Origin of the sequence: Pantoea sp. At-9b (genome assembly GCF_000175935.2) — a bacterium.
Taxonomy (GTDB): domain Bacteria; phylum Pseudomonadota; class Gammaproteobacteria; order Enterobacterales; family Enterobacteriaceae; genus Pantoea.
This window is the reverse complement of the sequence record NC_014837.1, coordinates 1,341,895-1,354,663: the sequence shown is the minus strand read 5'-3', so window position 1 is coordinate 1,354,663 and position 12,769 is coordinate 1,341,895. Positions and strand designations below refer to the sequence as shown.

The 12,769-nt window shown below is 55.4% G+C and carries 11 protein-coding genes; 6 read left to right on the top strand and 5 right to left on the bottom strand.

Features of this window, described 5'->3' with window-relative positions; translation table 11 throughout:
* From PAT9B_RS06130 to PAT9B_RS06110, 5 genes are all read left to right on the top strand, one after another.
* Nucleotides 1-828, top strand: a complete 828-nt coding sequence (locus PAT9B_RS06130; RefSeq protein WP_013508388.1) for an ABC transporter permease — start codon at nucleotides 1-3, stop codon at nucleotides 826-828.
* Entirely contained in the window at nucleotides 821-1,642 is an 822-nt protein-coding gene (locus tag PAT9B_RS06125) for an ABC transporter permease (protein WP_013508387.1), read from the top strand. Before PAT9B_RS06130 ends, PAT9B_RS06125 begins: the two co-directional genes overlap by 8 nt.
* Nucleotides 1,643-1,670: 28 nt before the next feature.
* Complete coding sequence (locus tag PAT9B_RS06120; protein WP_013508386.1) at nucleotides 1,671-3,095, top strand: M24 family metallopeptidase; 1,425 nt, start codon at nucleotides 1,671-1,673, stop codon at nucleotides 3,093-3,095.
* A 1-nt stretch (nucleotide 3,096) separates the two neighbouring features.
* A complete protein-coding gene (locus PAT9B_RS06115; protein ID WP_013508385.1) occupies nucleotides 3,097-3,753 on the top strand; it encodes a flavin reductase family protein in 657 nt (218 codons plus the stop codon).
* 97 nt (nucleotides 3,754-3,850) lie between these two features.
* Nucleotides 3,851-4,930 carry a porin OmpC gene (locus PAT9B_RS06110; RefSeq protein WP_013508384.1) on the top strand — a complete coding sequence of 360 codons (1,080 nt, stop codon included), beginning with the start codon at nucleotides 3,851-3,853 and terminating at the stop codon, nucleotides 4,928-4,930.
* A gap of 43 nt (nucleotides 4,931-4,973) precedes the next feature.
* Here PAT9B_RS06110 and idi read toward each other — a convergent pair whose 3' ends face one another.
* The 3 genes from idi to PAT9B_RS06095 all read right to left on the bottom strand — a co-directional run bounded on the left by idi (nucleotide 4,974) and on the right by PAT9B_RS06095 (nucleotide 8,859).
* A complete protein-coding gene (gene idi / locus PAT9B_RS06105) occupies nucleotides 4,974-5,507 on the bottom strand; it encodes an isopentenyl-diphosphate Delta-isomerase (protein WP_013508383.1) in 534 nt (177 codons plus the stop codon).
* 196 nt (nucleotides 5,508-5,703) lie between these two features.
* On the bottom strand, nucleotides 5,704-7,599 hold the full coding sequence (locus PAT9B_RS06100; RefSeq protein WP_013508382.1) for a methyl-accepting chemotaxis protein: 1,896 nt from the start codon (nucleotides 7,597-7,599) through the stop codon (nucleotides 5,704-5,706).
* A 147-nt stretch (nucleotides 7,600-7,746) separates the two neighbouring features.
* Nucleotides 7,747-8,859 (bottom strand): suppressor of fused domain protein, encoded by a 1,113-nt coding sequence (locus PAT9B_RS06095; protein ID WP_013508381.1) that lies wholly within the window; start codon nucleotides 8,857-8,859, stop codon nucleotides 7,747-7,749.
* A 224-nt stretch (nucleotides 8,860-9,083) separates the two neighbouring features.
* Between PAT9B_RS06095 and PAT9B_RS06090 the strand changes: the two genes are divergently transcribed.
* Nucleotides 9,084-9,377, top strand: coding sequence for a hypothetical protein (locus PAT9B_RS06090; protein ID WP_013508380.1), 294 nt, complete (start codon nucleotides 9,084-9,086; stop codon nucleotides 9,375-9,377).
* Nucleotides 9,378-9,380: 3 nt separating this feature from the next.
* Here PAT9B_RS06090 and PAT9B_RS06085 read toward each other — a convergent pair whose 3' ends face one another.
* On the bottom strand, nucleotides 9,381-10,244 hold the full coding sequence (locus tag PAT9B_RS06085) for an oxygenase MpaB family protein (protein ID WP_013508379.1): 864 nt from the start codon (nucleotides 10,242-10,244) through the stop codon (nucleotides 9,381-9,383).
* A gap of 144 nt (nucleotides 10,245-10,388) precedes the next feature.
* Entirely contained in the window at nucleotides 10,389-12,686 is a 2,298-nt protein-coding gene (bglX, locus tag PAT9B_RS06080) for a beta-glucosidase BglX (protein WP_013508378.1), read from the bottom strand.
* Between the last annotated feature and the right edge of the window lie 83 nt (nucleotides 12,687-12,769).

The window sequence follows — 12,769 nt, the reverse complement described above, 5'->3', positions numbered from 1 at the left end:
ATGAAACAGAGCGGCTTTCCTTACGTTGTCCCCATGTTATTGCTTTCCGTGGTGTTCTTCGCAACGCCGCTCGCGGTTTTGGTCGGATTTAGTTTCATCACCAAAGGTGGCGTCACCCTGGATCACTATGCTCGTTTTTTCGGTGATGAGTTCAACTTTCGTGTGTTGATGAACACCGCAAGATTGGGACTGGAAACGGTCATCGGCACCACCCTGCTGGGGGTGCCTATCGCCCTGCTTTACTGGCATAGCGGACGGACCTTGCGGCAGGTGATCATTTTCCTGACGCTCATTCCGATGCTGACCAGTAACGTGGTGAGAACTTTCGCCTGGATCGTGATTTTGGGACGTCAGGGGCCAATCAGCGAAGCATTAATGGCGCTTGGCATCACCGGAATGCCAACCAGCCTGATGTTTACCGAGCTAGGTCTGGTTATGGCGATGTGTCAGATTGACCTGCCGTTGATCATTTTACCGCTGATCGCCGTTCTGACCCGTACCCAGTATTCACTCACCGAAGCGGCACAAGTCTCAGGAGCCGGCCCGTGGCGCATTCTGTTCACCCTGTTGCTGCCACTGATGCTGCCGGGCCTGTTGGCAGGCTGGATCCTGGTGTTCGCCAGCACCAGTAGCTCGTTCGTCACCCAAGCGGTGATTGGTGGTGCGCGTAACGTGTACGTGCCACAACTGATCTATCGCGAAGTCGGTACGCTGTTCGATTGGCCTCTCGCTTCCGCCATTGCCGTAGTATTGCTGCTTTCGACCGGCTGCCTGCTGGTGGCACTCACCATGATTTCACGTCACAGGAGATTGAACGGCCATGCTTAATCGACGCGAAAATCCCGTTCCAGCCCTGCTGTATAAAGTGTTTGTGTATGGTTTTGGCACGCTCTGCCTGATTTACCTCATCGCCCCCATCGTGATTGCGCTGATGATGTCCTTCACTGCCGGGCAAACATTGAAATATCCACCGGAAGGATTTTCATTGCGTTGGTATCAAGCGCTGCTCGACCCGGTGCGATCGGGTACTGAACACATAGCGGCGTGGAACTCACTGAAAATCGCCGGATTGGCGGTGTTGGGATCACTGCTGTTTGCCGTGCCAGCCAGCATTGGTATGACACGGATGAAACGCAAAACCGTCAACAGCATCGAGCCATTACTCCTCGCGCCACTGGTACTACCCAGCCTGGTCTACGGATTGGCAGCACTGATCGTCGCCAATTTTATTGGCTTCCAACCATCGTTGTGGCTGACCGTGACCGGACATATCGTGGTGTTTGGCCCGCTGATGTATCGCGCGGCGTCTGTCGTGGCTCAGGGGCTTAACCCGTCTCTGGCGGAGGCATCAACCACCATGGGTGCCAGTTGGTTTATGACGTTGCGTCGTGTCACATTGCCACTGCTGATGCCCGGCATTCTGGCTGGCGCATTCCTGGTGTTTATTCAATCACTGGATAACGTCACGGTTTCGCTGTTTCTCGCGGATGCCTCAACCACGGTATTGCCGCTGCGTATGTTTGCCCTGATTGAAGAGTCACTCGATGTCCGTGTGGCCGCCATCTCAGGGATTCTCATCGCCGTCACCTTGCTCGGTTTGCTGGTCGCACGCCGCGTACTGGCACCACGGCCACAAAATTAATGACTTAATTAAGTACAAGGATTTATCTATGAACACACATGCGACTCAGCCCGCTGGCTATCGCATTGGCTCTCTGCTTGCCGATTTCCAGCCGGACTTTACCTTCTCTGCCCCGTTACCGTTGCCGGAGGAAGAGTTTGCCGAGCGCTTGCGCAAAATTCGTCGTCAGGCGGTTGAAGCCGGGCACGATGCGCTGATCGTCCACGCCGGTAGCGTAGGCTGGTTCCACGCCTCGAATGCGTATCTGCGTTATATCTGTGATTGGATGAGAGAAGGCGTACTTATTATTCCGACAGATACTGATAAGCCGCTGACATTGCTTTCCTTTTTTACCCAATCGGTACTGTTACCACCCGGTGGCGAGCCGTTGCTGGTGGATGAAATCTGGCAGATTGGGCCGATTGGCCGCGAATACGCCGATCGTCCCGGTGACGCGGTACTCAAAACCGCCGAGAAATGTGCGGAAATCTTATCTCGTCTGGGGCTGACGAGCGCGCAAGTGGGCAAAATTGGCGACCGTACTTCCCTCACTTTTTGGGCTGCTGTTGAGTCGCTGATGCCGCGCAATAAATTTATTGCCGACAACCCAATTCTGGACCGCATGCAAAAAGTGCGTTCACCCCGTGAAATTGAGATGTTCCGGGCGGCAGCTCAATTGATCAGTATTGGCACTCAGGCGGCATATCACGTGACAAAACCGGGTGTTACTGACCATGAGATCTTCGCGGCTTTCACAGCGGCGCAGATGGCTTTTGGCGGGGAAACCGGCGATGGCTACCAGATTGGCATCAACGAATTCGGCACCCACTGCGGTAAACCTTATGGTCATGTGGTGCGTGCTGGCGATCTGATCAATTTGTACATCTCCAACGTCACCTGGCGGGGTTACACCGCGCAAACCGCGCGCATGATTGCCGTGGGTGCTATCACTCCGCATCAGGAGAAGGTACTGACAGCCTGTACCGATGGTGTGAAACGTGCGGAACGTTTAATTAAGCCCGGTGCGTTGATGCGAGATATCAACAATGCTGCCTTTGAACCGATGATCGAACAAGGCATGCTGACATCAGCCGAAGCGCGCACCATGCCCTACAACTGGTCGCCCCTTCCTGACGGGGGTGCACGTTTGATACCGCAACAGTATGTGCGCGATATCGACTGGGAAGCACAAGGGCGCAAGCTGATGCATGTCTACCCTGCCACCTATGGGCCTCACAATCCAAACCTCGGTCATTCCGTCGGTATGGCCGGGGCACAAAACAGCTTCAACATTTCCTCTCATAACTATGATCGACTGGAAGAAGGGATGGTATTTGTGCTGCACAGCCAATGGCTGGAACCACTGGCGGCAGGCTGCAACATTGGCGATTGCTATGTTGTCACCAAAGACGGTTTTGAGAATCTTAGCCGTCACACCCCCCTTGAAACACACCGTATTAACAGCGGAGCCTGAGATGAACCAACCAACATCACATACCTTTTTTGACTTTGCGTCATTAACCGAGCGTGAGCGTTACAAGATTTTGATTGGCACGGTGATTCCACGCCCGGTCGCCCTGGTGACCACGGTCAGTCGCGACGGTGTGCCGAATGCTGGCCCGTTCAGCTTTTTCAATGTACTGACTCACGACCCGGCAATTGTAGCTATCGGCGTGGAGAACTATGCCGATATGCGTTTCAAAGACACCGCACGCAATATCCGTGAAACGGGCGAGTTTACGGTGCATATCGTCGATGATGCCCTGGTGGATCAGATGGAGATCTGTGCCATTAAATTTGGTCCCGAAGTCAATGAACTGGAGGAGGCAGGCCTGGAAACCGTGCCGGGCCAATACGTGAACAGCCCGCGCATTCTCGCTGCCCCTGCGGCACTGGAGTGCCGCCGTCATACCACCTTACAGGTTGGCCCGGCGCGAGAAATCATTCTCGGAGAAGTGGTCGGGGTATATGTGCGCACTGATGCGGTCAATATTGAAAATTTGCACATCGACCAACAACTGATGGATGCGGTAGGCCGTATGGGGGGAAATACCTATTGCCGCACGCGTGACCAATTCGATAATAAAACGCTCACTAAAGAACAATGGGAGGAACGCCGGACTATTAAATAAACGCAAACTAAAACACCATTCCTGATTTTTATCTTTTTTCACCATACCCCCCCAACGAGGGGTAATAAATAATTAATTCAGACAGGGTAAAAACGCAATGATGAAACGCTCACTTTTAGCGGCAGCTATGCTGCCGCTACTGGCTGCCTTATGTCCGGTTCAGGCTGCGGAAATATATAATAAAGACGGTAACAAGCTGGACCTGAATGGCAAAATAAAAGTTTCCCATATGTTTTCTGATGACAGTAATAATGATGGTGATGCATCGTCAAATCTTCAGGGTGGTTTTACCGGGGAAACAAAAATCTCCGATAACCTGACAGGTTATGGTAGCTGGTCATATCAATTCAGCCTGCATAATTCCGAAGGCGGTAGCGATACCCAAAATGGTAACGCCACCCGCCTTGGCTATGCCGGGTTAAAATATGGTGAATGGGGATCCATCGATTATGGCCGCAATTTTGGTCTGGTCTATGACGTGATGAGCAACACCGATATGCTGCCCTTCTTCGGTAGCGATTCCGATTACAATGATGTGTTCCTGGCAGGGCGCTCTACCGGCTTGCTCACCTGGCGTAACACCGGTTTCTTTGGTCTGGTGGATGGTCTGAATGTGGCTGCGCAATATGAAGGCAAAAATGACCGCACCGGCAGTACCGACCAAATTACCCGAGCGAACGGTGACGGATTTGCTCTTTCAGCCTCATATGCCTTCGACTTTGGTCTGAGTTTTGTCGGTGCTTTTGCCAGCCTTGATCGTACCGATGCACAAAATACCTTAAGTCGGGGACATGGAGATAAAACCCAACATTGGGCTGCCTCGGTAAAATATGATGCGAATCAGATCTACCTGGCGGCTGCGTATGATGAAACGCTGAATGCCACCCCCATCAGTGGCGGATTTGCCAATAAAGCGCGAAACTTTGAAGCCGTTGCACAATATCAATTTCTGAATGGATTCCGTCCGTCACTGGCTTATATTTCTTCTAAAGGGGAAGATATTGAAAATATCGGCACTGCCGACATCATCAAGTACACCGCCATCGGTGCTTATTATTATTTCAACGTCAATATGTCTTTATTCGCCGAGTACCGTATTAATATGCTTAAAGATAATAATCCACTCGGTCTGGCGACTGACGATGTAATGGCAGTGGGACTGGTTTATCAGTTCTGATGCCCCTGTCCGGAGAAACACGCCTCTGCAATGAGGCGTGTTTTTATACAGCTAGCTGAAACGCATCCAGCGTGGCGGGAATGCGGGCGAAGGTGAAGAGAAACCACGGCGTGAACTGTTCCGGCTGCTGTGCAATCTCGTGTTGAATCTGCGCCACCGAACGATAGCACCAGGCATCGGCTTCTTCCGGGTTCAGCTCCGGTTGCTCATCACTGATGGCAAAAAACACGTGACCATATTCATGTTCCGTCAGGCCGTTGCTGAGCGGCAAGTTGTAGCTCAACTCAAACACCGGGGTCAGCGTCAGCGACAACCCCATCTCCTCGCGCAGGCGACGTTCTGCAGCCGCCTGGGTGGACTCCTGCGGATAAGGATGGCCGCAGCAGGTGTTACTCCACAACCCGCCGCAGTGATATTTACCGCTGGCACGGCGTTGTAGCAGCAGTTCATGCCGCGAGTTAAACACGTAAACCGTTACCGCACGGTGCAGTAATCCCTTTTCATGAACTTCCAGCTTTTCCATCTTGCCAGTGGGACGATCGAGGTGGTCGACGAGGATAACTTCTATGGCGGACATGACAACTCCTTCAGAAAAATCTCAACCATTGTACACAATCGAAGCGCGGCTGACCGTGAAAATTGCGTACATTCCGTGCGTTTGCGTAACGGAAAGTTAATTTTAGCAGCCAATTAGCAGGACAGGATAAAAAACGGGGAATGATTAAAAAGGAAGGAGAAACGGTGGCACCCGAGGCACCACCGTGAAAAAACACTTAAAGTTTAAAGCTTTGCACCACCAGCTCCAGTTGTACGCTCTGCTCCTCCATGGCGCGGGCGGCAGCGGAAACCTGCTCGACCAGCGCGGCGTTTTGCTGCGTGCTGCCGTCAAGTTGGGTAATCGCCACGTTCACCTGATCAATGCCCAGGCTCTGCTCACGGCTGGCAGACATAATCTCCCCCATCAGCGTGGTGACGCTGCTGACGCCCTGCATCAGCTCATCCATGGTTTGCCCGGCTTGCTCCACCAGTTGGCTGCCGGTATCGATGTTAGTGACCGATTCCTCAATCAGCTTCTTGATCTCGCGGGCCGAGTTGGCCGAACGCTGCGCCAGATTACGCACTTCCGACGCCACCACCGCAAAACCCCGACCCTGCTCACCGGCGCGCGCGGCTTCGACCGCGGCGTTTAAGGCCAGGATATTGGTCTGGAACGCGATGCTGTCGATCACGCTGATGATATCCACCACTTTGCGCGATGAGTGATGGATTTCACCCATGGTGCTGACCACCTGACGGACCACTTCAGTACCGCGCGCCGCCACCTGCGAAGCGCCGTCGGCCAGTTGATTGGCATGGGTGGCATTGTCGGCGTTCTGGCGCACCGTGCCAGTCAATTGCTCCATGGAGGCGGCCGTCTCAACAATCGAGCTGGCTTGCGATTCCGTGCGCGCCGACAGGTCGGCGTTGCCGCTGGCGATCTCGCGTGAGGCGGCGGTGATCGCCAACGCGCTGTCTCCCACCTGGCGCATCAGTCCCTGAAGGTAAGCGATGAACTGGTTAAAGCTCTGCGCGACCGCGTCAAATTCCGGGCTGTTGCTGGCAGGCAGACGCTGCGTCAAATCCGCGCCACCGGTCGACAGCGCTTCAATGTTGCGGTTAAGCAGGCTCAGGCGTTTCATCATGGCACGTACAAAGCCGAGCAACACCAGCAGCAAAATTATCGCCAGCGGGATCTGCACCAGACCCAGCCGGGTCAACATGCTATGGGTTTGCGCATTCAGCAGGCTGGAGGGCACATCGCTGGCGAGATACCACGGGCTGCCAGGGATCGCTTGCAGGAACAGCGTGTGTTCGCCATCGTCCGTCTGATACGTCGCCTGCGTCGGCTGGCTGCCCGCCTGGGCCAGTAACGTTTTCAGTGTCGGTGCCAGCGGCAGCTGGGTATCGGACAGATTTTCCAGTTTCGCCGCTGCGTCGACCAGGGCGGCGTTGCCAACCACTTTGCCATCGGCCTCGACAATCAACACACGACCATGAATCGCCTCCCCCATCTGCTTCGCCAGTTGGTTGAAGAATCCCAGGGTCACGTCGATGGTCGCCACGCCCCAGGCGGTGCCGTTACGGTAAATTGCCATCGCGCAGTTAGTCCGTGGCTGTGGGCTGGCAGCATCCTGATACGCTTTGGCCCAGGCGCACTGGCCTTTGGCGGCTGCCATACCGTCTTTGTACCAGGGTTGTTCCCAGTATTTGTCGGCGGCATCAGAGTTCCAGTAGCTATTCACCTGCAACTGGTTGCTGGCGTTGCGGGCGAAGAACGAACTGTCTTTCTCTTTGGCCGGATCGCGTCGGTTTGGCAGTGGCCAGATACCGCCGCCAAATACGTTGCTGTCCTGATACTGGTTAACCAGCGCAGGCAACAGCGTATCAATGCTGGCGCTGTCCATCACCCCGGCGGCTTCGGTAATGGCACGCTGCTGTGCCTGCACGCGGTTCATCTGCTCAACGATACGTCCGGCCAGGCCATCGACTTCGTAACGCACCAGGCGGCTCTCATTGTGGCTCAGTTGTGGCGCAATAAATTGATTGATCACCAGCACGGTGACCAGCATCAGCACAACGAAAAACGCGACGAGCGTCGCGGTGAAACGGGATTGTGTGGTTTTTAACATGAGAATGCCCTTACCCTGGAGTGGCGAGATGCCTGATCCGGGTTAACGGCTTGTTAAGGAGGAACTTGAGGTGCGCACGATCACAAAGCAAAAAAATAATTGATCGTGGTGATGATATAGCGGCGCGATTTGTCGCGCCGCGACCGTTCAGGCCACAGGCGGATCAACCACCTCTTGCCTTGGGCGAAAAATGTGGCTATTGCCATCCGCCAGCAACCGCTGCAACAGTTGCTGACCACCACGCTCATCGGCCTGCGCAAACTGACGCTCCGCTTCGGTGATCGGCGTGGACCATAGCACATTCACCCGGTCCCCCTCGCGCTTCGGCAGACGAAACTGCGCCGCTTCCGGGGCCAGCCCATTCGCCAGCAAAAAACTTTCGAAGCCTACCGGAGCCACTTCTGACGCCAGCGTATGCCCCTCTCCCAGCCAGGTGAGGCGCGCCCAAGGCAGATGCGCAAACTCCGCCAGCGCACTGGCCATCTGGACCGCATTGGCTTCGTTCATCACTTCGCCATCCACCGCCATCGCCAGTTCAATGCGACGATACTGCGGTGCCAGTTCATCAAACAGGTAATCCACCTGCGGCATCGGTCGAATCCCCATGCCGAGGGTGAGGAAGTACCAGACGCCCTGATGCCAGTGCTGTGAAATGGCCATCGGCGGCCAGTTGCCCTGATCGATGGCGTAATACTTCACCGATTCGCCAAACTGCGCCTGGTAGCACTGCATCAACTCGCGCTGCACCACATCCCACAGATGGCCGTCATGCCAGTCCCGCCAGAAATGGCGCTGCTGTTCGGCGCGCGCGTAATAGTCGTTGGTCGACGCTGAGCCAAGCGGTGCCGTCAGGCGATTAGCTTTAATACAACCGGCGGAGAAACTCACCTGTTTGTCCTGATACAGGCTCCAGCCGGGAATGACCGCCAAGAGCTGGCCGTAATACCATAATGCTGCGCCATCGTCGCTCGACTCCCATATCACCTGCAAACCGGCCGGATCGAGCGCTGGCTCCGCTTCCAGCGTGCGACAAAATTCGGCACTGAGCAGCGGCGCGATGCCTTGCTCCAGCGCGTCGCGATCTTCACGCGCCGGTGCAGGCAGCAGATTACGCAACCAGCAACCACGTACCGCATACTGGCTGCGGAACAGATCGTTCGGCCAAATGTAAAAATAGGCCGTGCGTGCGTCCTGCTCGACGATGGCCGTTAATGTGTTTTGCTGATTCGGCACCTCAGCAATCAGAGGGTGGTGTGTCATAACGCCTCAACAATGCCTGGAGGGATCCATTTTCCCCGAGAATAGAGCAGGATCGGCACTCGTGCCATGTAGCACAAGGGTAAAACTCTCAAAGTGCGCCGCGAAAAGATGAGGGTTGCTGAAGTTTCGCGGCATGATGCGCGGGCAAGCATCAAATTAATTCGCGATTCTTTTCCCGTAGCGCGTGCTATTGTCGCCGCATTCGCATCGAAGGAGTTGACGCAATGGTGCTGCAAAGTGTGGATTTTAACCTGCGGGATGTGGTGATTTTCGCCCTGCTGGTGTGGCTGTTTATTCGCTACACCTGGGTGATGTCGGCACTGACGCTGCTGGTTGCGGGGATCGCCCTGCTAATTATTTTACCTGCTGATATTTATTACAGCCTGCTGCCGCTGGCGCTAATGGGCCTCGGACTCGGGATGCTGATCCATCATTATCAGCTACGGCAACTGACCCTGCGTCGTGAGGCCAGAACCCCGCGCACCTACACCAAGGCCAGAGACGAACTGCACCCGTAACCCTTAGCGGCCCATCCGTTGCATCGCCCTGGCATACGCGCCGCGCTGAATTGACCAACGCAACAAACCCGCGACCAGATGTATTTGCCCATCGACCACCCGTTGCTGTACCGGGCTGATGGGCAACTCAGCCAGTTGCTGCGCCCAGTCTGGCAGCAAACCAATCCCTGCCTTCATCATCGCCCGCATCACCGGCTTCGCCTGCCAGCTGGGAGCCGGCGCGTTCATCAATAGTTGCGTGACCTCGCGGGTACGCGCATCGCACACCAACTGTGGGCGCATCGCCTGCAAGTAGCTCTCCACTGCCGCGACACTTTTTGGCACCTGTTCTGCACCAAGCGATTCAGCAATCAGCGCCGCCTCCTGGTAGTAGCGATCCTGTTCTATCAAACTCAGATGGGGATTTTTATAGCGCAGATGGGCCGCGAGAAAGCGACTGGTTTCCGCCACATGCACCCAGGTCAGCAAGTGGGGAGCGCTGGCCGCATACGGCTGGCCCGCATTGTCGACGCCGGTAACGCGCAGATGAATGCGTTTGACCCGCTCGATCAGCGTGTGGGCATCCTGCTGGTTGCCAAAGGTGGTGACCGCGATAAATTGACTGGTACGCCGCAACCGCCCCAGCATGTCATCACGAAAGTTGGAGTGATCCCATACCCCCGCCAGCGCCGCCGGATGCAACATCTGCAACAACAACGCGCTGATACCCCCGCACATCATCGCGGCGAAATCACCGTGTACACGCCAGATGACGCTGTCCGGACCAAACAGACCGGGATCGCCAGGTGGTTGCGAGATATCAAATTCGTTGAGTGACAGGCCATTCAGGCGGAAGACTTGTTGTTCGATGCGTTTGCGGATGTTCATGGTTTTGGGGTAATTGCCCGGCCAGCCTGGAGGCTGACCGGGTTGCTAACATTTCTGCGAATTGTAGCAGCACGATTTATCGTGCCAGTAGGCATCTGCTGCCATTGCTACGTTTGCGCGATAAATCGCGCCGCTACGTGGGATTTAGAGATAATCAAATGATGCGTCCTGCGTCCGCACCGAATCCAGCCCAATCATCACGTTGATCTTACCCGGCTCGGCCACATGCTGCATTTTCTGGTTCCAGAACTTCAGTGCCTCGACGTCAATCTTAAAGCTCACCGTCTGCGACTCGCCAGCCTTCAGCATGATGCGTTTAAAGCCGCGCAGCTCCTGCACCGGACGGCTGATGCTGGCTACCGGATCGTTCAGGTACATCTGTACCACCGTGGCACCATCACGATTGCCGGTGTTGGTCACCTTCACGCTGGCTTCCACCGTGCCATTACGTGGCATAAATTTCGCTGACATCTTCACCGGCGAAACGCTAAAGGTGGTGTAGCTCTGACCATAACCAAACGGATAAAGCGGCCCGTTGATGGCATCGTAGTAATGCGAGGTGTACTTGTTCGGCTTCTCGAAGTTATACGGACGCCCGGTAGGCAAGTGGTTGTAGTAAATCGGGATTTGCCCGACTGAACGCGGGAAGGATACCGGCAGTTTGCCGGACGGGTTGTAGTCACCAAACAGCACATCAGCGATGGCGTTACCGCCTTCGGTACCGCTGAACCAGGTTTCCAGCATCGCGTCGGCGATCTGGTCTTCATGCACCACATTCAGCGGACGCCCATTCATCAGCACGATCACCAGCGGTTTCCCGGTGGCTTTCAGCGCTGCCAGCAGCTTCTGCTGGCTTTCCGGGATCACCAGATCGCTGCGGCTGGAGGCTTCATGCGCCATGCCCTGCGCCTCGCCAACGGCCGCCACGACGATATCCGCCTTCTTCGCATTCGCCACCGCTTCATCAATCATCTGTTGCGGCGAGCGTGGATCAATCGTCACTGCCTGTTCATACAAATTGAGGAAATCCTGAATGCCTTTGTTATCGGTGATGTTCGCGCCTTTGGTGTACAGCAGCGTGCCCTTGCCTGCCATCGCCGCGCGCATCCCCTGATACAGGGTGATGGATTGCTTCGCGACCCCGGCGGCAGACCAACTGCCCATGATGTCACGCTGGCTATCGGCCAGCGGGCCAACCAGCGCCACGGTGGCGCTCTTTTTCAGCGGTAAGGTTTCGTGCCAGTTTTTCAGTAGCACGATGCTCTTACGCGCCACATCACGCGCTTCGGCACGATGCAGGCGGCTTTCGGCGTTGGTGTCCTGCGGATCGCTGCCTTTCGGCCCCAAATGGCTGTAAGGATCGTTAAACAGCCCCATATCGTATTTGACGTTCAACACATGGCGCGCGGCGTCATCAATGTCCGCCATGCTCACCGCACCGCTTTTCACCAGCCCCGGCAGGTATTTGCTGTAATACTCGTCGCTCATACTCATATCGATGCCGGACTTGAGGGCAATACGGACCGCGTCCTGTGGATCACTGGCAACCCCGTGTTTCATCAGCTCTTTAATCGCACCGTGATCGCTGATGGTAATACCTTTGAATTTCCACTCGCCACGCAGCAGGTCTTTCAGCAGCCAACTGTCAGCCGTGGCCGGTGTACCGTTGATCGAGTTCAGCGCCACCATCACGCCACCGCTACCGGCATCCAGCGAGGCTTTGTACGGTGGCATGTAATCCTGGAACATCCGCTGCGGGCTCATATCGACGGTGTTGTAATCACGTCCGCCTTCTACCGCACCGTACAGCGCGAAATGTTTCACACTGGTCATGATGGAATAACGATCGGCCGGACTTTTCCCCTGCATCGCTTTCACCAGGGTGCTGCCCATCTGCGAGGTCAGGAAGGTATCTTCGCCAAAGCCTTCTGACACCCGTCCCCAGCGCGGTTCACGGCTGACGTCTACCATTGGTGCCCAGGTCATGTTCAGGCCATCATCCGCCGCTTCATAAGCGGAAACCCGCCCGACTTCCGCTACCGCATCAATATCCCAACTGGACGCCAGGCCGAGCGGAATCGGAAACACGGTACGCTGGCCGTGGACCACGTCATAGGCAAAGAACAGCGGAATTTTCAGGCGGCTGAGTTGCATCACCTGATCCTGCATGGCGCGAATGTCTGGACGCGTTACGGTATTAAAAATCGCCCCAACCTGTCCGTGCTGGATCATGTCACGGATGGCTTCCTTTGGGTTATCCGGTCCTACGCTTATCAGACGCAACTGACCAATCTTCTCATTCAGCGTCATCTTGCTAAGCAGTTGGTTAACAAAGGCGTCGCGTGCCTGTTCGGTCATGGGATGGTTGCCAAACATCTCGTCCGCCAGCGCGGGTTGCATGGCAAGGGATACAGCGAGGCTAACAGAGCAAATCCATTTCATCAGGTCGGGTTCTCTTAAGTGACTGCGCAATATAAAAATAACCGGCAAAGTGTGCCATAAGTTGAGGATAGCAGGTAGCCGAC